21 protein-coding genes are annotated in these 26,868 nt (G+C 67.8%); 10 read left to right on the top strand and 11 right to left on the bottom strand.

Annotation, left to right across the window (positions count from 1 at the left end; all coding sequences use genetic code 11):
• The first annotated feature begins 28 nt into the window (after positions 1-28).
• Positions 29-2,674, top strand: coding sequence for a CHAT domain-containing protein (locus CYFUS_RS27275; protein WP_095987899.1), 2,646 nt, complete (start codon positions 29-31; stop codon positions 2,672-2,674).
• Positions 2,675-3,154: 480 nt separating this feature from the next.
• On the top strand, positions 3,155-3,781 hold the full coding sequence (locus CYFUS_RS52995) for a zf-TFIIB domain-containing protein (protein WP_095987898.1): 627 nt from the start codon (positions 3,155-3,157) through the stop codon (positions 3,779-3,781).
• 32 nt (positions 3,782-3,813) lie between these two features.
• Here CYFUS_RS52995 and CYFUS_RS27265 read toward each other — a convergent pair whose 3' ends face one another.
• The 6 genes from CYFUS_RS27265 to truD form a co-directional block, all read right to left on the bottom strand.
• Complete coding sequence (locus tag CYFUS_RS27265) at positions 3,814-5,301, bottom strand: FAD-dependent oxidoreductase (protein WP_095987897.1); 1,488 nt, start codon at positions 5,299-5,301, stop codon at positions 3,814-3,816.
• Positions 5,298-6,668, bottom strand: coding sequence for a 2Fe-2S iron-sulfur cluster-binding protein (locus tag CYFUS_RS27260; RefSeq protein WP_095987896.1), 1,371 nt, complete (start codon positions 6,666-6,668; stop codon positions 5,298-5,300). Before CYFUS_RS27260 ends, CYFUS_RS27265 begins: the two co-directional genes overlap by 4 nt.
• Positions 6,669-6,925: 257 nt before the next feature.
• Positions 6,926-8,299, bottom strand: coding sequence for a hypothetical protein (locus CYFUS_RS27255; RefSeq protein ID WP_095987895.1), 1,374 nt, complete (start codon positions 8,297-8,299; stop codon positions 6,926-6,928).
• Between the two features lie 8 nt (positions 8,300-8,307).
• Entirely contained in the window at positions 8,308-8,817 is a 510-nt protein-coding gene (locus CYFUS_RS27250; RefSeq protein ID WP_095987894.1) for a hypothetical protein, read from the bottom strand.
• Entirely contained in the window at positions 8,814-9,386 is a 573-nt protein-coding gene (locus CYFUS_RS27245; RefSeq protein WP_198316941.1) for an RNA polymerase sigma factor, read from the bottom strand. The genes CYFUS_RS27250 and CYFUS_RS27245 overlap by 4 nt, the downstream gene beginning before the upstream one ends.
• A 123-nt stretch (positions 9,387-9,509) precedes the next feature.
• Positions 9,510-11,114 (bottom strand): tRNA pseudouridine(13) synthase TruD, encoded by a 1,605-nt coding sequence (gene truD / locus CYFUS_RS27240; protein WP_095987892.1) that lies wholly within the window; start codon positions 11,112-11,114, stop codon positions 9,510-9,512.
• Between the two features lie 97 nt (positions 11,115-11,211).
• On the opposite strand from truD, the gene CYFUS_RS27235 reads away from it, so the two are divergent.
• From CYFUS_RS27235 to CYFUS_RS27215, 5 genes are all read left to right on the top strand, one after another.
• Positions 11,212-12,168: a hypothetical protein gene (locus CYFUS_RS27235; protein ID WP_095987891.1), complete on the top strand. Its 957-nt coding sequence runs from the start codon at positions 11,212-11,214 to the stop codon at positions 12,166-12,168.
• 101 nt (positions 12,169-12,269) lie between these two features.
• The gene (locus CYFUS_RS27230) at positions 12,270-13,955 is read left to right on the top strand and encodes an adenylate/guanylate cyclase domain-containing protein (RefSeq protein WP_095992253.1); all 1,686 of its coding nucleotides are present in this window, start codon (positions 12,270-12,272) and stop codon (positions 13,953-13,955) included.
• On the top strand, positions 13,955-15,838 hold the full coding sequence (locus CYFUS_RS27225; protein WP_095987890.1) for a serine/threonine-protein kinase: 1,884 nt from the start codon (positions 13,955-13,957) through the stop codon (positions 15,836-15,838). Before CYFUS_RS27230 ends, CYFUS_RS27225 begins: the two co-directional genes overlap by 1 nt.
• A gap of 231 nt (positions 15,839-16,069) precedes the next feature.
• Positions 16,070-16,885, top strand: a complete 816-nt coding sequence (locus CYFUS_RS27220) for a hypothetical protein (RefSeq protein ID WP_095987889.1) — start codon at positions 16,070-16,072, stop codon at positions 16,883-16,885.
• Positions 16,886-16,984: 99 nt separating this feature from the next.
• Positions 16,985-18,235: an NAD(P)/FAD-dependent oxidoreductase gene (locus tag CYFUS_RS27215; protein WP_095987888.1), complete on the top strand. Its 1,251-nt coding sequence runs from the start codon at positions 16,985-16,987 to the stop codon at positions 18,233-18,235.
• Between the two features lie 36 nt (positions 18,236-18,271).
• Here CYFUS_RS27215 and CYFUS_RS27210 read toward each other — a convergent pair whose 3' ends face one another.
• Positions 18,272-19,843: a sigma 54-interacting transcriptional regulator gene (locus CYFUS_RS27210; RefSeq protein WP_095987887.1), complete on the bottom strand. Its 1,572-nt coding sequence runs from the start codon at positions 19,841-19,843 to the stop codon at positions 18,272-18,274.
• A gap of 14 nt (positions 19,844-19,857) precedes the next feature.
• Entirely contained in the window at positions 19,858-20,706 is an 849-nt protein-coding gene (locus CYFUS_RS27205) for an MBL fold metallo-hydrolase (RefSeq protein ID WP_095987886.1), read from the bottom strand.
• Positions 20,707-20,977: 271 nt separating this feature from the next.
• Between CYFUS_RS27205 and CYFUS_RS27200 the strand changes: the two genes are divergently transcribed.
• Both CYFUS_RS27200 and CYFUS_RS27195 read left to right on the top strand, forming a co-directional pair.
• The gene (locus tag CYFUS_RS27200) at positions 20,978-21,910 is read left to right on the top strand and encodes a DUF2381 family protein (protein ID WP_198316092.1); all 933 of its coding nucleotides are present in this window, start codon (positions 20,978-20,980) and stop codon (positions 21,908-21,910) included.
• 11 nt (positions 21,911-21,921) lie between these two features.
• The gene (locus CYFUS_RS27195; RefSeq protein WP_095987885.1) at positions 21,922-22,413 is read left to right on the top strand and encodes a serine/threonine protein kinase; all 492 of its coding nucleotides are present in this window, start codon (positions 21,922-21,924) and stop codon (positions 22,411-22,413) included.
• Positions 22,414-22,438: 25 nt separating this feature from the next.
• Here the strand turns inward: CYFUS_RS27195 and CYFUS_RS27190 are convergent, their stop codons facing one another.
• Positions 22,439-24,073 carry an IS1182 family transposase gene (locus tag CYFUS_RS27190; RefSeq protein ID WP_095987884.1) on the bottom strand — a complete coding sequence of 545 codons (1,635 nt, stop codon included), beginning with the start codon at positions 24,071-24,073 and terminating at the stop codon, positions 22,439-22,441.
• A 286-nt stretch (positions 24,074-24,359) separates the two neighbouring features.
• Between CYFUS_RS27190 and CYFUS_RS27185 the strand changes: the two genes are divergently transcribed.
• Positions 24,360-25,013: a GAD-like domain-containing protein gene (locus tag CYFUS_RS27185; protein WP_095987883.1), complete on the top strand. Its 654-nt coding sequence runs from the start codon at positions 24,360-24,362 to the stop codon at positions 25,011-25,013.
• A gap of 315 nt (positions 25,014-25,328) precedes the next feature.
• Here CYFUS_RS27185 and CYFUS_RS27180 read toward each other — a convergent pair whose 3' ends face one another.
• Together CYFUS_RS27180 and CYFUS_RS52990 are read right to left on the bottom strand one after the other, a co-directional pair.
• On the bottom strand, positions 25,329-25,952 hold the full coding sequence (locus tag CYFUS_RS27180; RefSeq protein WP_095987882.1) for a hypothetical protein: 624 nt from the start codon (positions 25,950-25,952) through the stop codon (positions 25,329-25,331).
• 1 nt (position 25,953) lies between these two features.
• Entirely contained in the window at positions 25,954-26,529 is a 576-nt protein-coding gene (locus CYFUS_RS52990; protein ID WP_232536826.1) for a hypothetical protein, read from the bottom strand.
• Positions 26,530-26,868: the final 339 nt, after the last annotated feature.

The raw sequence follows: 26,868 nt of genomic DNA, 5'->3' as shown, positions 1-26,868 counted from the left end.
CTGCCAAGGCGCGAAGGGGAGTCTCACGATGGATGACATCACGTCGTTGTTGCTCGATTTCATTCGTGTAGAGAATGCGGAGGATCGATATGCCTTCCGCTTGGGGGCGCAGGAGTATGTCATTCGGAGCGCGGGTGGAGGCGTCGAGAACGTCGAACTGAAGTGGAGCCATGCGCTGCTCGCTGATTTTGTCGCCCTCCACCAACCAGGTTGTGATCCAGCGGTGATTCATCGCGTCGGCGGGACGATTCGTGATTTCCTCAAATCAGACGAATGGGCAAGACAGGAGGCGCTGCTCGGTGAGGCGGTGTCCCGTGGGCAGCCAGTGGTCGTGACGGTCCGCTCCGCTGCGGCGGAACTGTACGCCCTGCCCTGGGAGTTGCTCACCCTTGATGCGAGTGGGCAGCACTTGGGCGAACTACCCTCCGTGCTTGTGCGCTACGAGTGGCCCGAGACCAGAACCACGGTTGAATCGCCCTCGCCACGTCCGGAAGGTGGGCGTATCCTTTTTGCGTGGTCGGCGGCCGGTGGATACGTCCCCGTAGCACAGCATCTCCGCGCCATCCAGGAGGGGGCAAGAGCGGGCTATTATCCCTTTGATCTCCAGGGCGACGTCCTCGAACGCGCTACCTGCGGGAGCTTGGATGATGTGCTTAAGGCGGCCAAGGCCCCTGGGGGCAAGCCTATCTCGGTGCTTCATCTGCTCTGCCACGGGGGCACCGCAGGACAGACCTGCGGCCTTATGCTCAACAGTGAGACCGATGGCGAGCCCACCGTCATTGACGCCGGACACCTTCGCCAACTCCTCGCCCCCTACGCGGGCATGGTGCGGCTGGTGGTCATCGCTGCCTGCAACGGTGGCAACATTGGCACCCTGGGCAACCATCTTGGAAGTGTCGCTCAGGCCCTGCATCAAATTGGAATTGCCGCAGTCATCGCTTCGCGCTTTCCTTTGTCCATTTCTGGCTCGATTCGGTTCTCCGAGATCTTCTACCGGGAGTTGTTCAGCGGCCCCTCCTCCGTGGAGACCGCTTTTCTCGCCGCCCGCCGACAGCTCGCGAGAGACACGGGCCTGCTGGATTGGGCGAGCATGCAGCTCTACGCACGCGACGCCGATGGCAATGACAATCGTCCCATCGTCCTGCGCCCTTACCGTGGACTGCTCGCATTCCAGCCCGAGCACAGCCGCTTCTTCTTCGGCCGCGATGCCGAAATCACCAAAATACTCAACGGCCTCGGCGGGCTTCTCAAGGCCGGAGCGCCCCGTTTCCTCGTCATCGCTGGCGCGTCGGGCACCGGCAAGTCCTCGTTAGTGCTGGCCGGAGTGATGCCGCGCATGCTCCAGGCCCCCAGGGCCACATGGGTGTTCGCCCAGATGCGCCCCGGTGCCGAACCTCTGGTCGCCCTGGAATCAGCCCTCGCGACGAGGACAGACTGGGCCAGACCACTGCTGCTCGTGGTCGACCAGTTCGAGGAGGTCTTCACTCAGACGGAATCAACGGAGAAGCGCAGCACCTTCGCCCGCAGACTCTGGGCACTGGCGGGGGACGCCGACTCCAGAGTGACGGTGCTCGTCACCCTGCGCGTGGATTTTATTGGCCGCTGTGGTGAACTCCCGCTCGATGGCAAGGGGTTGAGTCTCGACAAGGTCGCGTATGACGAGGCGCATCGAGTTTTTGTGGCGCAGATGGCCGAAGCTCAACTTGAAGAGGCTATTTTCAAGCCGGCACAATTGGTGGGAATTACGCTTGAAGCGGGCCTCACGCGCCGGATGTTGAAGGATGTCCAGGACGAGCCAGGCGCGCTCCCCTTGCTCCAAGACACGCTGGACATGCTCTGGCAGCAGCGCAGGGGGTGGACGCTTACCCAGGCGGCCTACGATGCAGTTGGTGGAGTCTCTGGTGCGCTCAGTCTTCGTGCTGACGCGCGGATTGATGAACTCGACGAGGCTGGACGAACGATTGCGCGCCGCCTCTTTTTACGCTTGGTGAGCGTCTACTCTGATACGGCAACTGATATACGGCGACGGGCTCGCCTGACTGAGGTAAGATTGAGGCCGCGTGATTCACAGGACGAGGCGCGCTTCGATCAAATTCTCGGCCGACTAGTTGATGAGAGGCTGCTAGTGCGAACAGGCGACGGCAAGGCAACGACCGTGGAGGTTGCCCATGAAGCACTCATCCGCAACTGGCAGAGGCTTCGTGGGTGGGTGAGTGAGGACCGTGAAAGGCTCGTGGCGAGACAGGCACTCGAAAGCAAGGTCGAGGAGTGGAGGAAGCATGGAGCGCTGCTCAATGAGCGGCAACTCAGCCTCCTGGAGGAGGCCTTGAGGGACTCTTCTGATGAGCTAGGCGACGACGCGAGGAAGTTGATTGGTGAGAGCCACGCGACGATTCGGGGGAAACGTCGACGCCAGCAATTCGCCATGGCCGCGATCACATTTGCGGTTGTAGGGATCGCAGCACTTGGAGTGTGGGGCATTGTACATGCTGCAGAGCGTGATTTCATTAGTCATCTGGCTAGGGACGGCTCGTACCAGGAGAAACACCCTTCGGGTTTTCACCGCCCGGGCGTTGGCGGGCAATCCGGAGTTGATGGTTACACTGCTGCGGGACGACGAGGGATTTGTGCTGACAACCAGAACAAATCCAAGGAGGGGATTGGCGGTGAATAGTAATGATCTCAAGAATGGGGGATTCGAAATCAATCCACACTCCAGGTACTTGGCGAAGTCCCGCTCCGCGTACCGGGGCAGGCTCAGCTGGCGGCGCTGCTGCCCCGGAGAGCGGTGAGCCTGCATCTGGCTGGGGAGGAGGGCAGCGGCTGCATCGGCATGAGGCTGGACCACTTCGAAGGCCGCTCGTGGCGTGGCTTCCACCATCACGCCACCCTGTGCGCTGTCGCCCACGGCTTTCTCGTGCTGCGACGAGCGCTTTTTCCCCCTCAAGACAACTCCCTGGACGCCCACAGGTGCGTAGGCGCCTACAGCATCTCTTGCTGCGACGCATTGGGCACTGCCCGCTCTGCCTACGTCACGTCGACAGCCGCGCCCCTCCTCTCGGCCCTTCTCGTATGTGACCAAGTAGCACTAGTCGGTGGGCCCGGGAACGTGCGGGACGAGGCCTGGCGGGAGGGGATGGTAGAGTGCGTCCCCATGTCGCTCGTGAGCCGCTGTCCCCACTGCGCCCATCCCCTCGAGCCTTTCGCCGCCACGTCGCGCACGGGTGCCCGGGTCGAGCTGGCCCGGTGCGCCCAGTGCGCGGGCTTCTGGGGCGCCGCCGGCCGCATCCAGGACACCTTCGGTGAGCCCGCCAGGCACCAGCTCGTCGGAGGAGAGACGCAGCGCTCGTGCGTGGAGTGCCGCATCCTCATGACCCCCGCACGGCTCCCCTCGGGCGCCACCGTCGAGGTGTGCTCGGCGTGCCGTGGCATGTTCCTCGATGCGGGAGAACTCGCCCCGCTGGGGGTCCGGGAGACGCCTCCGCCCGCGGCCCGTCCGCCTCCGCCCGCGGCCCGTCCGCCTCCGCCCCCGGCCCGTGTGTCTCCGCCTCCACCTCCGCCCCGGCGGGCCAGGCCCGCGCATACGCCCGGGCAGCCGCATTCCGTGGAGGACCACCAGGAGAGTCGCCTGGTCGTCGTGGAGGAGGCGCCCGTCGAGCCACCTGCCCCGGGCACCTTCCGCTGCGTGGAGTGTGGCCAGGCCAGACCGCTGCGCGAGGGGCAGGCCCTCCGGGACGGGCTGGCCTGCCGCGCCTGCATGAAGGCGCGCGCGGAGCGCTGAACCGCGGCCCTCCCTTCCCCGCGACACCCCGCTCAGCCGATGATCATGTCCTCGCGCTCCAGCTTGCCCTCCTGGAAGCGGCGCAGGTTGAAGCGGGTGAAGAGCTCATCGGACGCGCCCGTGGTCATCCACTGGGCCATGCGCTCGGCCACCGCGGGCGCCATCATGAAGCCATGCCCCACGAAGCCCGAGAGCTGGAGCAGGTTCTCCAGCCCCGGCGTGCGGCCCAGGATGGGGCTGTTGTCCGGCGTCACGTCGTAGCAGCCCGCCCACTGCCGCAGCACCTTCACGTGGCCCAGGTTCGGCAACTGCTCGGTGAGCGCCCGCGCGAAGCGCGACACGAAGCGCAGCGTGGAGCCCATGTTCAACCCCGCGGGCTCCAGCGGATCTCCCATGCCGCCGACGATCTCCCCACGCATGGACTGGCTGAAGTACAGCCCCGAGTCCAACACCGACACCAGTGGCCCCAGGAAGGGCTTGAGGGGCTCGGTGCTGAGGATCTCGTGCCGGTGGGGCTCGTTGGGCAGCGACACCCCCGCGAGCTTCGCCACCTCCGGGCTCCACGCCCCCGAGGCCAGCACCACCGTGTCGCACGAGATGTCGCCCCGATCCGTCTTCACCTTGCGCACCAGGCCGTCTGACAGCTCGAAGCCCGTGACGCGCGTGTACGTCTCCACCTGGATGCCCGCCTTGCGGCAGGCATTGGCGTACCCCCAGAGGAAGGGCCAGGGGAAGATGACGCCGTCCTCGGGGTTGTAGGAGACCGCCTGCGCGCCCTCGAGCGACAGGCCGGGCACTACGTCGCGCGCCTCGTCCAGGGTGAGCATGCGCGTGGGCACGCCGTGCTTGTTGTGCAACGCCGCGTTGCGCTCCAGGCGCTCGGCCACCGCCTTCGTCTTCGCCATGAAGAGGTAGCCGCCCTGGCGCAGCCACACGTTGATGCCCAGGTCGCGCGCGAAGCGGCCCATCAGCTCGATGGAGCGCTTGGCCAGCTCGATGTTGGCCGCCGTGCCCCACTGCATGCGCACGCCGCCACCGTTGCGCCCCGACGCGCCCGCGCACAGGTAGCCACGCTCGAGTACCACCACGTCCGTCTCGCCGCGCAGCGACAGGTTGTACGCGAGCGCCAGGCCCAGCACGCCTCCGCCGACGATGACCACCCGGGCCCGCGTGGGGACCGCGCCCTCGGGCCGCAACGTCGCGGGGAAGGTGTCCAGCTCCTGGGGCACGCCGCCCACCGGGGGCTTGGACTCGTCCACCGGGAACGAGGCCAGCAACGACAGCTCCGTGGGGTAGAGCGGCGGCCGGGGCGTGAAGGGCACGATGCCCTCGGGCTTCTGCGCCTTCTCCCGGGCCAGCAGCGCCCCCACCGCCGACAGGCAGCTCTTGCCCTGGCATACGCCCGTGCCGAAGCCGGTGAAGCGCTTGACCGATTCCACGTCGCGAAAGCCCTTGGCGACCGCGTGGCGGATGTCCTCCACCGTCACGTCCTCGCAGGAGCAGACCAGTGCCTTGCTCATGACTTGCCTCCCACGGCGGCTTGCGTGAGCGATTGGACGAGCGCCTCGGCCGCGCGCCGGCCATCCGCCGCCGCCTGGGCCGCGCTCCGTGCGCCCCTCACGTCCCCCGCCACGTACACGTCCGGTGCCTCGGTGCGCCCCTCCGCGTCCGCCACCACCGCGAACACCTCGCGCGCCTCGTCGTACTCCACCTTCGCGCCGCCCTGCCGCGCCAGCTCGAAGCTGGGGCTGGGCGCCACCGCCACCAGCACCGCGTCACACGCCACCTTCACCCGGCGGCCCGATGCGTCCTGGTAGCTGAAGCCACTCACCGCGTTGTGGCCGTGCGCCTTGGGCTCGCTGCCGTGCACGGCTCCGGCGGGCGCGTCCGCGGGCGGCGAGCCCTTCAGGTCCACCACCGCCACCACCTTCGTCCCGCGCTCCGTCATCAGCCGCGCGAGCGCGTACAGCTCGGGGCCCGAGCCCACCAGCGCCGCCGTCTCGGGCGCCACGCCGTAGCGGCGCACCAGCAGGCTCGCCGCGTGGCTGGCATACACGCCCGGCAGATCGTTGTTCTCGAAGGGCAGCATCGGCGGGTGTCCACCGGGTGCGAGCAGGAAGCGCTCGGCGTACACGCGCACGAGCCGCGGCTCCCCGGTGCCCTCGCTCACCGCCGCGAGGAGGTGGCCTTCCTCGTCGTCGAACAGGCCGATGACCGTGACGCGTGTGCGCACGCGCTCCGGGGCCAGGAGACCCTCGGCCGGCGGAGGTGGCGCGTCCGCCTCGGGCACGCCCGAGAGGAGCCGGCCTCCGAGCACGCTGTCGCGCTCGAGCAGCAGGAAGGGGAGACCCTGGGCGGCGAGCACCTGGGCCGCCGCGAGCCCCGCCGCGCCCGCGCCCACCACGGCCACGCGGGTGCGCACCGTCTCCACCGGCAGGCGCTCGGGAGCGGGGGCGGTGGGCAGCAGGCCGAGGCCCGCGAGCTGGCGCGCCACCTTGGCCATGACCTGCTCGGCCACGGGCACGCCGGCGAACATCTCGTGGTGGTCCAACCCCTTGGGGAAGAACCAGTCGATGGCCTCGAACACGTCCACCTTCGCCGAGGGGTAGGCGTTCTGCCGCTCCAGCTTCATGCCGTCGCGGGCCGGCACGCGGCAGGTGTAGACGTTGGGCAGTCCGTCCACGCGCATGAGGCAGTGCGAGCACGCGCCGGAGAAACAATACGGCCCACGGGCACGGTGGTACTTGATGGAGCGGGCGAGGACGGATTCACCGGCGGCGATGAGCGAGCAGGCAACGGGCTCGCCCTCGATGGCGGGCACCGTTTCGCCCTCGAGGTCCATGGTGATGGACTTGCCGCGCGAGGCGGCATCTGGGAGGCGGCGCATAGGGTGCGCGGGACAATGTCCCAGAGGCCCCGGGCGGTCAAAGCCCGCCTGGAGCGCCCCCCCTCCCACGAGACAAAAGGGCCAGCGGGCGAGATGGCGTGGACAACGGCGACTTCTCCGCCGGAAGTGGCGCGGCGCGTCAGGCCGTGGAGCGACGTGTCATGCGCCTGCCGCAATGAAGCGGGGGCGGCGCGAGCGTGGCTTCCGCTCGTCACCACCCCCATGGGGACTACCCATGTCTTGTCAGGACGCGCCGCTCAGGAGGTGCGCTGGCCGCCGAAGATGGGCTCGGGAAAGCCCTGGGGGCGGTGGCCGAAGCGGGTGCGGATGACGGCGCCCAGGCCCACCAGCGTCGCGGCCAACATCACCATCGAGCCGAGCACCGGGATGCGGCCCACCAGGAGGAGGACGAGCAGCCCCAGGGCGAGCACCATGGCTTGGGTCTTGCGTCCGCGCGGCAGGGGCAGGCGAGAGCCCAGCTCGCTCGCCACCGCGGTGAAGCCCCAGCCCGTCAACACCGGCACCACGACGATGAGCGCCAGGGCGAGCGGAATGCCGATGACGGTGATGCTCAGCATCACCAGGGCGGGGACGAGCGCCAGCGCGCCCAGCAACCCCACCGCGCCGCTGCGCGCCGGCTCGGCGCGGATCTCCGCGCCCAGGGCCTTCATCCGCGCCGGGAAGAAGAGCTGTCCGAGGAAGCCCATGCCGAAGAGGAGGGCGAACGTGAGCAGGAAGGACGCGAACCGGCCGCCCGAGTCACGCTCCGCGTCGCGCTCCTTCTTGACTTCCTTGATGCTGTCCTTGATTTCGCCCGCCACCATGCGGCCGATGTTGGCGCCCCCGAAGGACTCGGTCCGGCCCTCCACCTTCGCCCCTTCCTGCTTGATCACGCTGCCGCCAAAGGCGGACACGTCCCCCTCCACCTTCGCGTCCGGGCCGAGCACCACGTTGCCCCCGAAGGCGTGCGCGTCTCCCTCCACGCGGCCGGAGATCTCCAGGTTGCCGCCGAAGACGACGGCGTCCTCGTTCACGTGTCCCTTCACGCGGAGATCGCCCCCGTAGACGACGGCGCTGTCCACCGTCTCGTCCTCCGTCACGTCGAGCGAGCGGCCCCGGGCGACCACGTCCTGCGAGCCCCGGCTGGAGCGGCGCACCTTCTTCATCTGGCTGCGCACGTGCTCCTTGATCTCGTCCTCGTCCAGGTCGAAGTCGGAGGAGTCCACGGCCACCGGGGGCACGGGCGGAGGCGGTGCCACGGCAGGCACGGGCGGAGGCGGCGCCGAGGGGAACTCCGCCACGTCGCGCTCTTCCTTCTCCTCGTCCGTCATCGGGCGCAGGGTGTAGATGGCGCCATCGCGCTCGAGCTTCAGCGCGTGGGCGCGCGCCACCGTGCGCAGGGCCTGCTCGGCGCTGACGTTCTTCAGGCGGATGTCGGCCGGGGTGTCCAGCTCGCCGGTGATGACCACGTTGAGGCCGCCCTCCTCGGCGATCTTCTGGATCGCATCGCGCAGGGTGCCGCGGAACTGGAGCTGGAGCGTGGGGGAGGGGGCGTCGGCGGTAGCCTGCGCGAGCGACAAGGGCGCGGCGAGCAGGGCGGCGGACAGGAGCAGGGGCGGGGAGAGCTTCATGGCGACACTCACGCTTCGGAAGGTTGGGGACCGTTGCCGGCCAGCCGCTTGATGCCGAACAGGGAGGAGAGCAGGAGCAGGGCGAACAGGCCGGCGACGGGGGCCGCCGCCGTGTTCCACAGGGCATTCACCCCGCTGCGCAGGCCCTCGAGGAAGGCCCTGCCATCCACGAGGAAGCGGGCCAGGCTCGTGCCCGCCCCGCTCAGGGCCGCGTCGTTGGAGACCAGCACCCCGAGCCCCACCAGGAGCGAGGCGGCGAGGATGGACAGGCCCGTCCACAGCTCGCGGTGCAGGGGCGGGGGCTCGGCGGCCACCCGCGCCATCACCCGGTGCACGAAGTCCGGTGGAGGCGCCGGATCCGCCAGCCGGTACAGGTCCTTCTCCAACTGCCGGTGCTCCTCGAGGATCGCGGAGCACACCTCGCACTCGCGCGCATGCTCCAGCGCGGGGCCCGCGCCCGCCTCCAGCTCGGTGAAGAGCACCTCGAGCTCCGGGCACTCCGGGATCGTGGCGGTCATGTCGGCTCCTCCTGGGCGGGAATCATCTTCTTGCGCAGCTTCTCGCGCGCCCGGAACAGGCGCGCCATGATCGTGCCCGGCGCGCAGCCCAACACCTGGGCGATCTCCTTCGTCGTGCGCTTTTGCACATAGTAGAGGGCGAGCACCTCCCGGTCGTCGGCGGACAGGGTGGCGAGGGCCGCCTCCAGGGACTGGCGCTCCTGGCGGGCGATCGCCCCCTCCTCGAGCGACGCCTCGCCGCTCGCGAGCACTTCCTTCATCGGCTCGAGCTCCTCGGTGCGCACCTTGCCGCGCCGGCGCAGCAGGTCCATGCAGAGGTTGCGCGCGATGGCCATCACCCAGAGATCGAAGGGGCGGGACTCATCGTATTTGTGCAGGTGCTGATAGGCGCGCAGGAAGGCCTCTTGCGACACCTCGGAGGCCTCGGCCTCGTTGCCGAGCAGGCGCAGCGCCAGGCCGTACACGGGGCGCTGCATCCCGCGCACGAGCGACTCGAAAGCCGAGGGGTCACCGCGCCGGGCGGCGAGGACCTCGGCCTTCCAGGAAGGGGCGACGGCCTCATCCGCCATCTGCATCCCAATGGCCCGGGCGAGGTCCGCGACGACTGCTGAGGGGTAGGCGAGTGCGTTCACGCATGGGTCTACGACCCCGCCCGTCCCCGATTGCGCCGCCGGGGACGGCGGCGGCCGGGATCATTTTTTCTTCCGGGATTCCGGGCGTTTGGCGGCCTGCTCCTGACGGGCCTGCTCCTTGGCGGTCTTCTTCAACCGCTGGCGCTCGCGAAAACCAGCGGGGGGCGTGGGGGCGGGCGGAGGCGCGGCGGCTTCCCGGGCCGGGGCGCGCCGGTTGCCGGTGGGCGCGGAATCGGGCGAGCGCCGGGCGGCCGGGCCCGTGGGCGTGGCGGCGAGCTTGGCGAGCGCGGAGTCCCGCGGCGAGGGGCGGTGGGCCCGGCTTTCGGCGGCGGCTCCCCGGCCGGCGGGCGCGGCGCCCCGGGACGCGGTACGAGGGGGGCGGGCTTCGCCGGAGGAGGCCCGGCGCGGTCCGCGGGGTGCTGGCTGCTCCTCCTCGTCCCGCTCTGGCGGCGTGTACCAGCCCTCGCGGATCTTCTGGGCGCTCTCCTCCTCGTACTCGAAGTGGAAGAGCCGCTTGATGACGAGCGTGGCGTAGGCGCCGGGGGGCAGGGTGAAGGCGATGTTGACCTTGAGGAAGCCCCGGTTGAGGTCGTCGTTCTGGACGCGGCCGATGACGAGCTTGTGCGGCACGACGACGGTGGGGCGCTCCTCGTGCTTGAAGTAGAGCATCCGCGGGGCCTCGCGCACGCGCAGATCCTCGAAGGAGGAGAGCTTCTCGCGGCCCATCACCCAGTCCACGGCCTGCTTCACCTTCGGATCCTCGATGCGGGTGTCCGGGGCGAGCAGCGGGAAGGTGGAGGCGCGCAGGGTGTTGAGCGTCTCGGGGTCCGCGTCGCGGTGGAAGAGCAGGGTGCCCGCCTGGTACTTCATCGGGAAGAGGCTCTCGCGCGGCAGCAGCACCTGGAGGTAGCGCCGCACGCCCTCGTTCCACAGGTAGCTCTGGTAGGTGAAGAGCAGCATCGCGCGGTAGTCCGCCTCGATCTGCAGGAAGGCGCGCACCCAGTCGCCGGGGTGCTCGCGCAGGGACTTGAGGATGCGGTGGTACTTGCGGCTGCCCTCGAAGGGCACGCGCGCGTCCCACTTGCCCCAGTTGTCGCGCCAGAAGGCCTTCACCTTGGCGTCCTCCGAGCGATCCAGCTCCGAGGGGCGCGCCAGGTAGTTGTGCAGCGCGGCCTCGAAGTCGCCGCGCAGCAGATCCTTGGCGATGAAGCCCTGGCCGTGCTTGAGCGAGCCGAAGCGCTGGCTGTCGAAGTAGTTCACCACGCCCAGGCGGTTGATCTCCGCGGCGGCCACGTTGAGCGGTCCGATGGACTCCTGCGTCAACATGCGCACGGTGACGGCGAAGCGGTTGGAGGTGATGTTGGCCGCGGACAGGGCCTTGTCCGAGCGCCCCAGGTACTTCAGGCGCAGGTCGGGCTCCTGCATGTCCACGTCGGCGCCGTCCACGGCGATGAGCTGCTCGGTGCGGCCCTGCTTGTCCTTCAGGCCGCAGTAGGAGATGGAGCCGGGCTTGAGGCCGAAGGCCTCGCGCAGGCGGTTGGCCGCGTCGAAGGTGGACAGCTTCTGCTTGTCCATGAGGTAGACGCGGTAGCGACCGCTGGCCACTTCGTCGAAGCGGTAGGACTCCTTGACGGAGAAATCCTCGGGTTTCTGCTTGATTCGCACCGGGCTCCCTTAACAGCCGGAGTGCCCTGAGTGGAAGGAGTGAAGGGGGGCGGGCCTGACAATCGGACAGGCGGCGGCGTAATCTCGGCTCCCCCTCATGAGACTTCCACTCCTCCTGCTCGCCCTGCTGACGGCCACCGGTTGTGCCTCCACGCTCTCCACGATGCAGACGGCCAAACCCCTCGCCCGGGGCCAGTTCCAGGTGTCTGGCGCGATGGGCGCCTTCGCACCGGTGGGCCAGCTCGGCTCCCTCATCGAACAGGGCATCGCCCAGGGTCAGGCCATCAAGCGGGCCGTCCAGGCCGGCGAGCCCTATCAACTGCCGGAGGAGGAAGCCCAGCGGTTGCTGGGCGTGGGTCTGGCGCTCGCGGTGGCTCCTCCGGGCACCTCCAACGAGTTGATGGTGCGCGCCGGCCTGCTCGAGTCCCATGCCCTGGACGTGGGCCTGCGCCTGAGCTCCACCTCCCTGCGCTTCGACGGCAAGGTGCGGCTCGCGCACGGGGGGGATCCCGAGGACGACTCGCTGCCGGACTACCAGCGCAAGTCCTATGATCTGGCGCTCGGCGTGGGCCTCTCCCGCCACCTCTTCAAGAGCCCCGTGCTGGATGCCCTGGAGATCGTCCGGATCGACGAGTTCTCCCGGTGGGACCTCGAGGTGCCCATCTACCTGAGCCTGGACCTGGGGGACATCTTCAAGCTGTACGGCGCGCCCAAGTACATCTACAGCAGCACCTCGCTGGACTCGCGGCTGGTGGACTATTCGAACTCGGGCCAGGACGTGTCGGGCTTCGACGTGCGGCTGCCCGCCCAGGTGTCCAGCCACTTCGTGGGCGCCAGCGTGGGCTTCGCCCTGGGCTTCCGCTACGTGCACCTCTTCGCCGAGCTCACCGCCGGCTACAGCTCCTGCCGCCCCGTCCTCTTCGGCCGGGAGCGCGACCTCGGGGGCGCCATCGTCTATCCCGCGGTGGGCCTGGCCATCAAGAACCCCTTCCCCCTGGGCTCCCGGGCCCACTCCGGCCCCCAGAGCCCGGGAACTCAGGAAAGTTTCCTCTGAGCTGGCCCACCAGACAGGCGTTCGTAGTCGTTCCGGTGCTCCGGGAGGTCTGGTAGTGTCCGGGGGGTGACGTCGGAATCCGGAGCGTCGAGGTGGCGCGCGTGAGTCAAGGTTCCCCTCCATCCTCGAAGACCGCGGGTCCGCGGGGGCCGCATCTCAAGGGGCGGTTTCCGGACGGGACGACCGGGGAGTTCTCGCTCGGCCAGCTCACGACGCTGGGCCGGCACCCCTCCAACACGCTGCGACTGGTGGACCGCGAGGTCTCCAAGGAGCACGCCACCATCGAGCGCGTGGGCCGCGAGTACGTCCTGCGCGACCTGGGCTCCTCCAACGGCACCTTCGTCAACGGCAAGCGCGTCTCGGAGCTGAAGCTGCGCGACGGGGACGAGATCAGCGTGGGCGCCACCAAGCTCACCTTCTACTCCGGCGAGTCCCCGGGCGTGGCCGCCCCCCTGTCCTCCGGTCTGGGTGGCACCTCGTCGCGCTCGCCCCGGGTGACGGTGGTGGCGCAGTCGCACTCGGTGCCCGCCTTCCTCGCGCAGATGGATCAGCAGGGGCCGCCGCAGAACTTCCGGCCCGCCGAGCAGATCCAGGAGCTCGCCACGCTCAAGCGCGAGTACGAGAAGCTGCGCACCGCCTACGAGTTCCATCGCCAGGTGAGCCAGCAGGGCAAGCAGGCGGACCTCTTCGAGCAGATCCTCTCGGTGTCCTTCCAGCTCCTGGCGGCCGATCACGGCGTCATCCTCAAGGCGGGCCCGGACGGCCAGTTCACCGTGCCGGTGGCCGTCAAGCACCGCCACGGCCGGCCGGACAACGTCATGGTGTCCGACACGGTGCTGCAGAAGGTCGCCGAGACGCACAAGGCGGTGCTCACCGCGGACGCCATCATCGACGAGCGCTTCTCCTCCTCGGAGAGCATCGTGGCGCAGGGCATCCGCTCGGCCATGGCGGTGCCGCTGTTGTCCAAGGGCAAGCTGGAGGCGGTGCTCTTCCTCGACTCGCGCCAGCAGACCAACGCCTTCTCGGAGAAGGATCTCACCATCCTCTCGGGCATCTCCGCCCAGGCGGGCATCGCCCTGGAGAACGCGGCCCTGGCGGCGCAGGTGCAGAACGAGGCCATCACCCGCGCCGAGCTCAGCCGCTTCCTGTCGCGCGCGGTGGCCGAGGCGGTGATCCGCGGCGAGACGGAGGACCTGCGCCAGAGCCGGCTGGCGGAAGTCACCTGCCTGTTCGCGGACATCCGCGGCTTCACCACCCTGTCGGAGAACGAGTCTCCGCAGGAGGTGGTGAGCATGCTCAACGAGTTCTTCACCCTCATGGCCGGCGTGGTGTTCCGCCACGAGGGCAACCTGGACAAGTTCATCGGCGACTGTGTCATGGCCGTCTGGGGCCCGCCCTCCAGCCACCCGGACGACGCGGCGCGGGCGCTGCGCGCGGCGCTGGAGATGCAGGACGCGGTGGACGTGCTCAACGGCACGCGCGTCGCCGCGGGCAAGCGGCCCATCGAGGTGGGCATCGGCGTCAACACGGGCCAGGCCGTCGTGGGCTACATGGGCAGCAACGAGCGCCATGAGTTCACCGCCATCGGCGACACGGTGAACACCGCCTCGCGCCTGTGTGGGCTCGCGCGCGGCGGCGACGTCGTGGCCAACGACAGCACGGTGAAGAAGGCCGGCTCCGGCTTCGACGTGGAGCCGCTGCCCGTCACCCAGGTCAAGGGCAAGGAGAAGGGCGTCCAGCCCTACCGGGTGCTCGGCCTGGAGATCACCAACACCCACCACGACTGATGACGACCCAGGACTGTCCGAACTGCGCGCGGACGCATGAGGTGGGCTCCTTCCAGGTGGGAGCGGAGGTGTCGTGTGCCTGTGGCACCCGCTTCCCCGTGCGCGCCTCGCGTGCGGCGGCCCCTTTGACCGGAGCCGAGGAAGGCCTCCTGGAGAGCACCTTCGTGGGCGGCCAGCTGGTGGTTCCCGGCTACGAGCTCTTGCGCGTGCTGGGCCGCGGCGGCATGGGCGAGGTGTGGCTCGCGCGGCAGATGTCGCTGGGCCGCCGCGTGGCGGTGAAGGTGCTGCCGCCGCGGCTCGCCAAGGATCCCGAGTTCGTCCAGCGCTTCGACAAGGAAGCCACCGCGCTCGCCACCCTCAGCCATCCCCACATCGTGCAGATCATCGACCGGGGCGTGGCGGGCGAGCACTACTACTTCGTCATGGAGTACGTGGAGGGGCGCTCGCTGCGCGACGTGATGCGCGAGCTGTCCCCGCCCGAGGCGCTGCGCGTGGCGCTCCAGGTGGCGCGCGCCCTGGAGTGCGCCCAGGAAAAGGACATCATCCACCGCGACCTGAAGCCGGAGAACATCCTGGTGGATGGGCGCGGGCACGTGAAGGTGGCGGACTTCGGGCTGGCGGGCATCCGCCGGCCGGACTCGACGGAGCGGCTGACGGCCACGTCCGTGGCCATGGGGACGCTCAACTACATGGCGCCCGAGCAGCGGCGCGACGCCAAGAACGTGGATGGGCGCGCGGACCTGTTCTCGCTGGGCGTGATGCTCTACGAGATGCTCACCGGCGAGGTGCCAGTGGGGCGCTTCCGCCTGCCGTCCGAGCGCGTGCCCGGGTTGGACAAGCGCGTGGACGCGGTGGTGGAGCGGCTCTTGGAGACCGAGCCCGAGGCGCGCCCCGCGCGGGCCTCCGAGGTGTGCCGGATGCTCGAGACGCTCGTCAGCAACGTCTCGTCCACGGGGCCCGCCCTCGAGCCGCTCGGCCCGGAGCGCAGCCGGCTGCGCTCGGGTTGGCGGCGGGTGCGCGCGGTGCTCTCGGTGACGGGCGCGTTGGCCGTCCTCGCCTACGGCGTGAGGGGGCTGTCGGACACGCCCGTGGGCCTGCCGTGGGGCGAGGGCAAGCAGGTGGTGCTCGGGCGGCTCTTGCGCGTGGTGCCCAGCCCCAAGCCCTGGCCCGCCAACACCCATGGCGATCTCTTCGTCAGCTCGATGCAGGAGGAGCTGGCCGACGGCCGGGTGCGCCTGGGCGTGGACTTCGTCGGGGGCGAGGAGAACGTGAACGCCCACGCGGGGACGTGGACGCTGGAGAACGGGCAGCTCCATGCCATCCAGGGCGGCAATGACGCCGGGGGCGGGCAGCTCATCCCCCGCGCCTACCTGGCCCACCGCTACTTCTCCAGCGACGACTTCTCCGCCGAGGTGCTCATGAGCGCGAGCGCGCTCGGCCGCGGCTACCCCGAGGAGGCGGATGCCCAGCACTTCGCCGAGCTGTCCTTCCGCGTCACCGGCTTGCAGGTGTCCGTCTACGCCATTCCCGGCACGGGCATGCGCCTGAGCTGGCGCTACACCACACCCGAGGGCCGCGACGTGGTGGGCAACAGCGCGCAGGAAGTGGAGGACCTGGTGCAGGACGAGACCCCCGTTCCCCAGGGCGCCTTCCGCGTGAAGCTCCAGCTCAAGCGCAAGAAGGACGGCGTGGAGGTGTCCGCCTACCTCAACGGCGAGAGTGCGCCCTTCGCGCACAAGTACCTGGAGGGACTCCAGGGGCGCTCGGCGAAGGTGGCGCTGGGGTGCCGCAACCTGGTCTGCACCTTCGACGACCTGGTGGTCCGCGGCCTCCAGGCCCGGAAGGAGACGGATCGTTCGCTGGCGGAAACCCCGCAGGAGTAACGCGCCCGTGGCGGACGGTGGCCCCCCGACAAGGAGGATCGGCCACCCGGGCACCCTTGTCGGCGCTCCGCCGCGTCCGCACCTTTGGCGAGGTCGAGGCCCGTGCGGGACGGTGGGCCGGGGTGGATTGGGGGCAGGGGAGCCATGGACTTGCGGTGGGCATTGGCCCCGTTTTGCGCGGCGGGACTGGGCGCGCTGATGGTGGCGGCGGTTTCCTGGAGTCGCGGAGACGTGAGGGCCTCGTTGCCTCGCGCGCCGCTGGCCTGGTTGGCGTTGCTGGCGGGGTGCTTCGCGCTCCTGTCGCTGAGCTACGGCGCGGGCCCGCTCATGTGGGTGTCTCCCGCCGTCTTCCGCCAGGCACTGGGCGTCGGACTGCTCATGGTCGCGGCGGGGCTGGCGGTGGTGGGCTCGCGGATTCGCGTGCGCGCGGACGCGCTGCGGGCCGAGGCGCCCCGGAGCCTCGACGAGGGCGTGGAGGCCTTGCGCCAGGGCCAGACGCCGGGCTGGGGCGTGTACCGGGGCCGGCTCGCGGCGAGCGATCAGGTGACGTCGCCGGGCGGCGTGGTGTGCGCCTTCTACGAGGCGGAAGTGCGCGGCGTGACGCCCGGGGGTGGCAAGGGCTCGCTGTTGTCGGTGGAGCGGGCGTCCGCGCCGGTGGTGCGCATGCGCGGGGAGAAGACGGAGGCGGCGTTGAGCTTCTCGCCGGGCCTCGTGCTGGCACCGCTGCGCGTGCGGCCCTGCCTGGTGGGACGGCCCGCCGAGGTGGGGCCGGGACTGGACGCGCCCGTGGAAGGGGCGCCCCCCGAGGAGGCGCTGTCGTACGAGCGGGTGGGCAAGCTCGGCGAGGAGTGTCTGGTGGTGGGGGAGCTGCGGCCCGGTCCGGTGGCGGGCGGGTATGAGCTGCGCGGCCGGCAGGGCGGGCCCGCGATGGTGATCCTCGGCGACGCGGCCGAGGGCACCGGGACGCACCTGGCGCGCCGGGCCTGGACGCTGTTCGTGGCGGCGGGGGGACTCACCGTGGCCGCCGCCTGGGTGCTCGCGGGCTGAGCGGCGCCCCCTCGGGCATTGTCGGTTGTGCTCCACGCTCCGCGATGCGACATCATCCGGTCGCCAACGCAGCGGCCTGGTCCGCGAGGAGTGCAACCGATGAAGAGCGGCGAGACGGTGGTCATCGTGGGAGCTGGACAGGCCGGGGGCGAGCTGGCGACGCGCCTGCGGCAGCAGGGCAGTGAAGGCCGGATCGTCCTCGTGGGGGACGAGGCGCACCTGCCCTACCAGCGGCCTCCGCTGTCCAAGGGCTTCCTGCTCGGGAAGATGGGCCGGAACGATCTCCACCTCAAACCCCAGGCGACCTACGAGCGCTTCTCCATCGAGCTCAAGCTCGGCACGCGCGTGGAGCGCATCGAGCGTGACGCGCACGAGGTCCTTCTCTCGGAGGGCAGCCGGCTGCGCTACGACAAGCTGGTGCTCGCCACGGGCGGCCGGGCGCGCCTGCTGTCGTTTCCGGGCGTGGACACCTCGCGGCTCGAGAACGTGTTCTCCCTGCGCTCCATCGCGGACGTGGAGGCGATGCACGGCCAGTTCGTGTCCGGACGCCACCTGGTGATCATCGGCGGAGGCTACGTGGGCCTCGAGGTCGCGGCGGCCGCCACCCAGCTCGGGCTGCGCGTGACGGTGGTGGAGGCCGCCCCCCGCATTCTCGCCCGCGTCACCGGACCGGAGGTCTCCTCCTTCATCGAGGCCATTCATCGCGGACACGGTGTCGACTTCCGGCAGCTCGCGGGCGTCCAGGGCTTCGAGCTCGATGAGTCCCAGCGCCGGGTACGCCGGGCGAAGATCTCCCACGGGGGAGGGGAAGAAGCGATCGAGGCGGATCTCGTCCTGGTGGGGATCGGCCTCGTCCCCAACACGGAGCTGGCCGCCCAGGCGGGGCTCGCCGTGGACAACGGCATCGTCGTGGACGAGTACGCCCGCACGAGCGATCCCTCCATCCTCGCCATCGGTGACTGCGCGAACCAGCCCAGCTCCTACACGGGCACCCGGGTGCGCCTCGAGTCCGTGCCCAACGCGCTCGAGCACGCGCGTGTCGCGGCCGCCACGCTCATGGGCAAGCAGGAGCCGTCCACCGCCACGCCCTGGTTCTGGTCGGAGCAGTACGACTTGAAACTCCAGATGGTGGGGCTGTCCACGGGCTACGAGCGGTGCGTCACGCGTGGCTCGGTCGAGAACCGGACCTTCTCGGCCTTCTACCTCAAGGACGGCCGCATCCTCGCCGCGGATGTCATTGGCCGGCCCGCGGACTTCATGGCGGCCCGGAAGATGGTCTCGAGCCGGACCCCCGTGGATGCCCAGCGCCTCGCGGACGAGAGCGTTCCGCTCGGACAGTGCGCCGTGTAGCGGCTGCCCACGCTGATGGTCTGACCGTGTAGTTGATCAGCCCTCGTCGGACAGCCCGTATTCCTTGAGCTTGCGGCCCAGCGTATTGCGGCCGATCCGCAGCGCCTTGGCGGCCGCCGTCCGGTTGCCCTTCACCAGCTCCAGCACGCGCAGGATGTGCCGCTTCTCCACCTCGGCCAGCGGCAACACGTCTCCGAGAGCCCCCTCCGCCGCTCGCGGCTCGGTGGCCAGTGGGGAGGACGCGGCGTCCACCACCTTGGGCAGGGGCAGGTGCTCCTCGAGGATCTCCCCCTCGCTGAGCACCACCGCGCTCTCGATGCAGTTCTCCAGCTCGCGCACGTTGCCCGGCCAGCGGTAGCGCTTGAGCCGCTCGAGCGCCAGGGCGTTCAGCCTCGGCTGGGGCAGCCGGTGGCGCCGCGCCGCCGACGCGATGAAGTGCCGCGTCAGCCGCTCGATGTCCTCTCCGCCTCGCTCGCGCAGCGGCGGCAACACCAGCTCCACCACCTTGATGCGGTAGTACAGGTCCTCGCGGAACTTCCCCTCGGCCACCATGCGTGCCAGGTCGCGGTTGGTCGCCGCGACGATGCGCACGTCCATCTTCAACGTCTGGGTGCCACCCACGCGCTCGAACTCGCGATCCTGCAACACCCGCAACAGCTTGCCCTGCACCGGCAGGGGCAGCTCACCGATCTCGTCGATGAACACCGTGCCGCCCTCGGCCGCCTCGAACTTGCCCGGCACCCGGTGGTCCGCCCCCGTGAAGGCGCCCTTCTCGTGGCCGAACAGCTCGTTCTCGATGAGCGTGGCGGGCAGCGCCGCGCAGTCCACCTTCACGAAGGGCTTGTCCCGCCTCGGCCCGTTCACGTGCACCGCGCGGGCGAACAGCTCCTTGCCACACCCGCTCTCGCCCCGCAGCAGCACGGTGGCGTCCGTGGGCGCCGCCTTCTGGATGAGCCGGTAGATGACCTTGAGCGGCTCGGACTCGCCGATGATGCGGTTGAAGAAGTAGCCCACCGGCGCCTGGGGCTGCTCCTTGGCCCGTTGCAGCTCCTGGTACAGGCTGGTGCGCTGCAGCGCCTGGCTCACCTGGGTGGCGATGGCCTGGAGCCGCTGCACGTCGTCCTCCGTGAAGCGCTCGCCGCCGCGGCGGTTGAGCACCTGCAACACGCCATAGAGCGTGCCTCCCGCGTCGCGCAGCGGCACCGCGAGGTTCGTCGTGGTGCGGTAGCCCGTCAGCCGATCGATGTCCGCGAAGAAGCGGCTCTCTCCCCGAGGGGTCGGCATGTTGACGGGCTCGCCGTGCTGGGCCACCGAGCCCGCCACGCCCTGGCCCCGCTTCACCCGGATTTGAGACACCTCGGGCAGGTGCGCCGCGCGCGAGAAGAGCTCGTCGCGCGCCGGATCCAACAGCCACAGCGTGCCCCGGTCCGCCTGCATCGTCACCGCGATGCGATCCACCAGTGTCTGGAGGAAGGCATCGAGCTCGACCTCGCGGCCGACGAGTCCACCGAGGGGGAGCAGCACCTGACTGACGTCCGGAGGAGTGGCCATGAAGGGCAGGGGAGGCAGCTCGAAGAGGGACAGCAGACTAGCGCAGGGCGAATCCATGTGTCCCTCCTGGCTCATGCGTGCGCCCCGGCCCCGAGCACGATGCGCTTGCCCTCGCGGGCCGGCTCGCTGGCGGCGAAGTACTGGCGGGCCTCCTCGGCCATGCCCTCCACCTGCTCGTCGTTGTGGGCGGGGTCATGGTGGAAGAGGAACAGCCGGCGGGCGTGGACGGCCTGGGCCACCTGGGCCGCGTCCACCATGGTGGAGTGGCCCCAGCCCTTGCGGGGCGCCCCGCGCGAGCCGTTGTACTCGTCCGGGGTGTACTGCGCGTCCATGCACAGCGCGTCCACGCCCTCCATCCACCGCGCGTGGCGAGCGTCCAGCGCGGCGAGCGACATCTCCATGTCCGTGGCGTAGACGAAGGAGTGACCATCCGCCTCGACGCGGTAGGCCAGGCAGCCCTGGGGGTGGGGGGAGTCGAAGGGCGTCACGCGGAAGGGGCCCACCTCCACCGTGTGGCCATGCAGCGCCGAGCGGAACGCCATGCGCGCGCGCATGGTGGACAGGGGCACGGGGAAGTTGGGCGGCTCCATCTGCCTGGCCAGCACCGACGCCAGCGCCGAGTCCCCATCCGGCCCCGGGCCGTACAGCTCCAGCTCCGTCGTGGGCAGGTAGCCCGGGGAGAAGAAGGGGAAGCCCTGCACGTGGTCCCAGTGCAGGTGCGAGAAGAAGAGGGTGGCCTTGCGCGGCGCGCCCTCGCGCATCATCACCTCGCCGAGGGCGCGGAGGCCCGTGCCGGCGTCGAGGATGAGCCGATGCCCCTGGCTCGTCACCTCCAGGCAGGACGTGTTGCCGCCGATGCCCGCCGCGTGCGCCCCCGACACCGCGATGCTTCCCCGGACTCCGTAGAAACGCACTTCCATGTCGGCTCCTCCTCGAAAACGTGGGCGCTCCCGTGTGGGGGGCGCCCTGGACGTTCCCTGGTCAGAGCAAGGCCCTTGCCAACGCCAAATGGCCGGAGTTACTGGGAATCCCAGGCCTGTCTGGAGGGCGGGCGCTCCATTCCGGCGCACCTGGATGGGGCGGGCGCTCCGGTTCGGATCGCCCATGGGGAGGATTCGCTGATCGGCAGCCTACAGGCAGGGCGCGCGAGGATTGAGTGCCCTGCACCCGTCCTGTTACGTTGGCCCCACCATGCGCACTTTCCCACTTCTGAGGTATGGCCTGCTTCTCGTCATGATGGCTTCCCCGGCACTGGCCAGGGATGAGGCAGAAAAGCTCACGATTCGGACCCTCAAGGTACCGGCTCATCCAAGGCAGGAGGCTCCGTCCATCTACGTTTCCTGGCAGGTGGTGACGGCGCTCCGCTTCGAGAAGGAGGTCGATCCGGAGAAGACGAAGTTCTTGGCATGGGAGGGGCGTTTCGAGACCCCGCTCGTAGGCGGCAAGAAAGTGGTTCTAGAGCCGCTGCGTGACCTCGACGACGGCGAGGCGTTGCCCCTGCTCGTGACGCTCGTTGACGGGACGGAGTTCACGTTCCTTGTGAAGCCCAAGAGGCGCGAGGACTGGGGATGGATCGACTATCAGGTCAACGTGTTCAAGGACCACGACAGCTACAACGCGGTCCTCTCGTCCCTGTATGACTCCCTCAACCGCGAGCGCAAGCTGAGCGAGGAGAACGAGCGGTTCAAGAAGGAAGAGAACTCGGTCGATCACGCTTACGCGACGCTTCTCGCGAACGGGCAGGTGAAGAAGACTCCGTTTCGGCGTGCGAAGTTCTGGCGCTCGAAGAACGAGGACATGGACATGATCGTCGAAGTCTTCTCGGGCCCCGGCAAGGCTGCCGCCGTGATTCACTTGACGAACACCTACTACGGCGAGCCCTGGAAGTTCGATGGTGCCTACTTGACCCGCGATTTCACCAGCTACACGGCTCGACCCTTCGCGCTTCGCATGGACCGCCCTGTGATCGTTCCCGGTCAGTCGGGAAAGATCGCGGTTGTTGTGGACAAGAGCGCCTTCGAGACAGAGGGCGGGCAACTCGCCGATCTGGCCCTCCAGATCTTCCGTGGGGACGGTCTCCTCCAGGTGGCCGTTGCGATGGATCACACACTGATTCGGCAGTAGAAGTGCCGTTCATGCCCACGACTAAAGCTCTGCTGCTCAGATCCATCGTCCTGCTTGGCACGTCTTCCGGCTGCACCACGACTGGAGGTGTGGCACTGCGTCCGGACGGCACTCCGGGTCCGCAGGAATGCCCAGCGAAGGCGCTAGAAGTCATGCGGTATCTAAGGCTGCGCGTTGGGGATGCCGCGCTGGCGGATCTCGATGCGAACCAGATCGACGCGAGGCGCATCTCGCTTTACGACGGTCCCATCGAGAGCATTCTCAAGGACGACCTCGGCACGCTTGAGGCGACGACCCGTTTGTACGGGCAGGTCTGGACAAGCGGGCCGCAGGTTGTCATCCGTTGGTACGAGGCCCACCCGCCGGACGGTGATAAGGTTCCCATCTGCGCGGTGGCCCGACTCAGCCGGGACCAGATGCGGAAGCTGCCCGAGTCAAAGCCCGGAATGGCTATTCTCGACGGCTCCGTTGCAGCGGCCTACATCGTCGATGCCTTCCGCTAGAACACCGACCGATTTAAAAACCACATCATCCCACCTGCTGCTGGGACAACTCTAGATGGCGTTGCCATGTCTCCAAATTCTGGATGCTGGCCGCACGTCGTAGATCAAAGACGTTCTTACGCACGCCCCGATAGCGCGCACGACGCCCCTGTCGTCGCGCTATATGGGCTTGTCGATGTTCCACCCCTACTCGCTTCCTGAGTCGCTCTCGCCCAGCAGGTGTCTTCATTAATTTGCGCAACTTGTGCTGGAGCGCTTCATCTTCACTGATTGCCACAGTCCGTCCTTGTCCTATCTGGGCTTGTGTACATTTCTCGCGCAATGGACAAGTCTCACAGTCCTTTGTCGCGAATTCGACTGTCTTTCCCAGTTCGAAGCGCATTGTCTTCCCCTCCGGACACGTGATGGTCCGGCTTCGCATATCTATTTTGAAGTCTGACTTCGCGAACAACTCCCCATTGCGTGCCTTCCACGGCTTGCTCAGCACTTCCCCTCCCTCCTCGAGCACGCTGTCCACGATACTGCTGTTGATATACCCCCGGTCTATGTGTAACTCGTCAATCTTCACTCCTTGCTTCTCCATGTCCTTCTCAAGCGCCGGTGTTGCCTCCGCTTCAGGTCGGTTGGCGGGCGTCACAGCACATGCCAGGATGAGTTCTTCGTCCAGCGCCGTGGCCACATGCTGCTTGAATCCGTTGAAGCGCTTGCTTTTGCTCTTGCGTCCATGACGCATCTCCCCATCTTCTACCGACACTCGTCTCTCTTCCGCCACTTGCTGGCGAACGCGGACACCTCCTCCTTCTGGGTCCGGCTCCAGGTCCTGCTTGCGAATCTGCTCGAGAGTCTGAACGTGTTCCCTCAAAGGCTCCTCTTCCATCTCCTCTGCCAGATTCTTTCTTAGCCAGGACAGCATGCTTTCCACTTGCTCGAGCAGGGCTTGCAGCGCTTTCTTTTTCTGCCCCGCTTCGCTCCAGTCCACATCCAATCCCTTCTTGATACTTTTTTCCAACAACAAGGGAATACCCGCCTCTCGGCAGGCCTGCTGCTTGGAACATCCCAGCAGCTTCGCCACGCACATCATCACCTTGCGCGCTGCGTGTCCTACCAGGTTGATGGTGTCCTCTACCCGGCCAGCTCCCTCCAGTGGCTTTGAGTCAATCGCCACTCGCAACAGCGTCTTGAGCTTTCGCTCACCGAACTCTTTCTGTTCCCGCGCCACCTCGACTGTCTTCTCCAGGAGGCGCCGGTCCATTTGGTTTCTCATCAGCCGCTGACGAAACTCATACAACGAGCCCTGGGAGAACGCCGGCTCGCTGTGACCCAACCAGCCCAACACCATCTGCACTCTCAAGTCGAAGACCGTCAGTTCCACCAGGGTGGCATCCGACACTCCCATGTATCCCTGTAAGAGTATTGCCATTGCCATCAGCCCGGGTGCTATAGCCACTTTCCCTGCTCCTGTCTGGCGGTACATGGAGGCCAGTTCCGCCTGAAAAGCCTCATCCATCAGCTTGTGCCGATTCAGACGCAGAAAAGCGAACAGCTTGCCGTTACGGCTCATCCGTTCGACAATCTGTTGCTCTTGCTCGTTCAACTCCCGCGGAGGAGTCCATCGAGCTATCTCTCCGGTCACCTTCGGCGGACTGACGGCTAAGGTCATGTGCCGACCTGATCAAATTCAGCCCCTGTTGTCCACCCCCTCACGTAAATCCTTGATTTTACTAAAAAATCAAATCGGTCGGTGTTCTAGGGCCTATAAATACGCTGAAGGACTACTCACCTCGAATCGTGTCGAAAGGCTGAAGCCCATGCAGAATCTCTATCTCGTCACACCCAACCGGAAGATCATCACCCGGCTCCAGTTGCGGAATGTGCCCTGGTTCTGTCCCTTCAAGGGCATGGATGCTCTGCACGATTGAGGTCTGCCGCGGCCGGAGGTATTGCCCATGAGGGATGAGGCTTTCGAGGTATTCATCGAAGACATCGGTGAGGCGTCCTTCCGGACGCCCGCGCTCGAGCTGAGTTTCGAGAAGTACCAGAAGGTGCTGCCGAAGCAGTTCCTGGAGTACTGGAAGGAAGAGGGGTGGTGTGGGTACGCCGACGGCTTGTTCTGGACCGTCAACCCCGAGGACTACGAGGGACTCGTCGAGTGCTGGCTGTCTGGCACGCCCTTCGAAAAACTCGACAAGTACCACGTCGTGGCGCGCTCGGCGTTCGGCAAGTTGTATGCCTGGGGAGAGCGCAACCACCGCACCCTGGTGATTCTGTGCCCCACCAGTGCCTTGATTGGAATCGAGAAAGAGCTACGCACGCCCGCGAAGGATCCCGATATCGCCGCCCAGGTGTTCTTCGCGTCCAAGAAGAAGCAGGAACTGGATATGAAGGACGAGGCTGGAAAGGCGCTGTTCCAGCGGGCGTTGAAGAAGCTGGGACCCCTCGCGCCCGATGAGATGTATGGGTTCGAGCCGGCCCTGGTGGCCGGAGGCGGGAACCGGCTCGAGAACCTCCGGAAGGTCAACCTGTTCGTCCACCTCGCCATCGTGCGTGAGCTGGCCGAGCCGCGCATTCCCTTCGCCGGAGTGGATCCCGGAGCGCAGTGAGCAGGAGCGGGCCGCCAGCGGCACCATGTGACCACGTCCATTGCCGCGCTCCTGAGCGGAGCGCGGCCTGGGCAGGCGCGTACCCCAACGCTCGGGTAAGGTGTCTCGGGTAAGGTGTCAAAGGACTCGTTCCGACATCTCGTCTCCTGCAAATCGTCTGACACCTTCTCTGGGGAATCCCAGGCCTGTCTGGAGGGCGGGCGCTCCATTGCGGTGCACCTGGATGGGGCGGGCGCGCCGATTCGGATCGCCCATTTAGGGAGACTCGCCGCCGCCGGGCATCGTTGGAAGAAGTTGAAAGAGGAGGTGAGTCGCTCACCGTACGATGAAGTCGAACCGCCCTACAGCCGCCTTGAACTCCTCCAGCGTCGCCCTCGAGCGCTTCGCCTCCGCCGGTGCGTAGAGCGTCACTGCGCTCGTGGTGGGCTGTTCCTTGAGTGGCCCCTCGAGGACCACCGGCACGAAGTCCCCCGGCCACGGCACACTCAGCAACTCCCGACCGTGCTTGATGGGCTCCAAGATGGTAAAGCACGGCCACTTTGGAAGCCTGATTGTCCGCATGTCGCAACTGTGGAAAACGCACTCGTCGAGCCGAGCCTCCGAGAAGTCACAGTTCGCGATTCCACCGTGCTCCCACCACCTGTCCACGCCAGCGCGCTGACCAAACCCAATACCGGTAAACTTGCCGACGAACCGGCACCCCTCGAATTGCATTGACGTGAGCCACTGGTCGGCCACCTCTCGCTTCGCTGTGATGGTGCAGTCGATCAGCCTCCCCCACATTGGCACCAACTGCCTCTCTGCGACGCCGAGGACCACGGTGCAGCGCCGCAACGTGAGGTTCGGGCCGAGCCAGTAGATGGCTTCCTTGTCGGTCAGTTCGAGCCGCTCGCCCTCGATGACTCGTTCCTCGTAGTGGACGTTGGAACTCGCGTGCATGTCAGAAGTAAATCATACGAAAGAAGGTGCTCGCCATTCGCCGCCCGTGAAGCTCGAAGTTCGACTCCGTGCCGGACAGAATCTCATAGTGGTACTTCTGCCCCGTAGGGCCCACCACATCGACGCCACGACCCTTCCAGTCCAACGACGGAAACATCTTCCGAAGTTCCCTCTCCACCCACCGCCCACGAGCTTGGCGCTCCAGCAGGTTCGCGCGGTGAACGAGCCCCCGCTGGAGCATCCGCCTGATGGCCCTCTCTTCCCTCACCCTGAAGTGCTGAGGTCCCCAGCGCAAGGCCACCTGTTTCGCCGCGTCCTGGAGCTGGTCCCCCAAGGGATCCGAGGCGGGAATGTCGTTGACGGACACTCCCCGTGGCAGGTGCCACCGCTCGCCGTTTCTCTCTACCTGCCTATTACCACCGCGGTGCCGGTACACCTCGTTGGCAGGCGCCCCGCTTGTGCTGGCGCTCGCCGCGCTGTTGCGGCTCATCATCGCGCCGGCGAGGGCCCCCTCGGGCCCCACCGTGATCGCCAGGGCCCCCTCCGCAGAGGCGGCCACCGCCTTGACCTGTTCCAACCGCTCGAGGCTGCGGGTCCGGCTTCTTGACGGCCACGTAGCACCTGCCTTGATACTCGGCCGTTCCCGGAGGGCAGGGCGCATCACTGCGGTGGGACATCCAGCAACCGCCCCGAATCTCCACTTCCGTACCTGGCATGCAAGGCGGCTTGTGCTGCTCCTTGAAGGGTTTCTCTGGCATCGGGTATGCGATGACTGGCGAAGAGAGCTCCTGTCCATTCATGAAGATAGGAGTGTCGCTGGCCCGGTCGCGTGTCTCCGGAGGCGTGGACGCGCGCGGCCAGAGCAGGGTATCCGTCCGGCCAATGACGTGCTGCGAGACTTGGCCGGGGCGAGGGG

The organism is Cystobacter fuscus (assembly GCF_002305875.1).
GTDB lineage: Bacteria > Myxococcota > Myxococcia > Myxococcales > Myxococcaceae > Cystobacter > Cystobacter fuscus_A.
Note: the sequence above shows the minus strand (reverse complement) of the source record. Positions and strands in the feature narration are given on the sequence as shown.

Excerpts from the sequence above, each read along its gene's own strand:
- CYFUS_RS27210 (WP_095987887.1), bottom strand. The coding sequence starts at position 19,843 with ATGGATTCGCCCTGCGCTAGTCTGCTGTCCCTCTTCGAGCTGCCTCCC.
- CYFUS_RS27250 (WP_095987894.1), bottom strand. The coding sequence starts at position 8,817 with ATGACCGCCACGATCCCGGAGTGCCCGGAGCTCGAGGTGCTCTTCACC.
- CYFUS_RS27260 (WP_095987896.1), bottom strand. The coding sequence starts at position 6,668 with ATGCGCCGCCTCCCAGATGCCGCCTCGCGCGGCAAGTCCATCACCATG.
- CYFUS_RS27180 (WP_095987882.1), bottom strand. The coding sequence starts at position 25,952 with ATGCACGCGAGTTCCAACGTCCACTACGAGGAACGAGTCATCGAGGGC.
- CYFUS_RS27205 (WP_095987886.1), bottom strand. The coding sequence starts at position 20,706 with ATGGAAGTGCGTTTCTACGGAGTCCGGGGAAGCATCGCGGTGTCGGGG.
- CYFUS_RS27275 (WP_095987899.1), top strand. The coding sequence starts at position 29 with ATGGATGACATCACGTCGTTGTTGCTCGATTTCATTCGTGTAGAGAAT.
- CYFUS_RS27235 (WP_095987891.1), top strand. The coding sequence starts at position 11,212 with ATGAGACTTCCACTCCTCCTGCTCGCCCTGCTGACGGCCACCGGTTGT.
- CYFUS_RS27190 (WP_095987884.1), bottom strand. The coding sequence starts at position 24,073 with ATGACCTTAGCCGTCAGTCCGCCGAAGGTGACCGGAGAGATAGCTCGA.
- CYFUS_RS27185 (WP_095987883.1), top strand. The coding sequence starts at position 24,360 with ATGAGGGATGAGGCTTTCGAGGTATTCATCGAAGACATCGGTGAGGCG.
- CYFUS_RS52995 (WP_095987898.1), top strand. The coding sequence starts at position 3,155 with ATGTCGCTCGTGAGCCGCTGTCCCCACTGCGCCCATCCCCTCGAGCCT.
- CYFUS_RS27225 (WP_095987890.1), top strand. The coding sequence starts at position 13,955 with ATGACGACCCAGGACTGTCCGAACTGCGCGCGGACGCATGAGGTGGGC.
- CYFUS_RS27215 (WP_095987888.1), top strand. The coding sequence starts at position 16,985 with ATGAAGAGCGGCGAGACGGTGGTCATCGTGGGAGCTGGACAGGCCGGG.
- CYFUS_RS27245 (WP_198316941.1), bottom strand. The coding sequence starts at position 9,386 with ATGGCGGATGAGGCCGTCGCCCCTTCCTGGAAGGCCGAGGTCCTCGCC.
- CYFUS_RS27195 (WP_095987885.1), top strand. The coding sequence starts at position 21,922 with ATGCCCACGACTAAAGCTCTGCTGCTCAGATCCATCGTCCTGCTTGGC.
- CYFUS_RS27200 (WP_198316092.1), top strand. The coding sequence starts at position 20,978 with ATGCGCACTTTCCCACTTCTGAGGTATGGCCTGCTTCTCGTCATGATG.
- CYFUS_RS27255 (WP_095987895.1), bottom strand. The coding sequence starts at position 8,299 with ATGAAGCTCTCCCCGCCCCTGCTCCTGTCCGCCGCCCTGCTCGCCGCG.
- CYFUS_RS27265 (WP_095987897.1), bottom strand. The coding sequence starts at position 5,301 with ATGAGCAAGGCACTGGTCTGCTCCTGCGAGGACGTGACGGTGGAGGAC.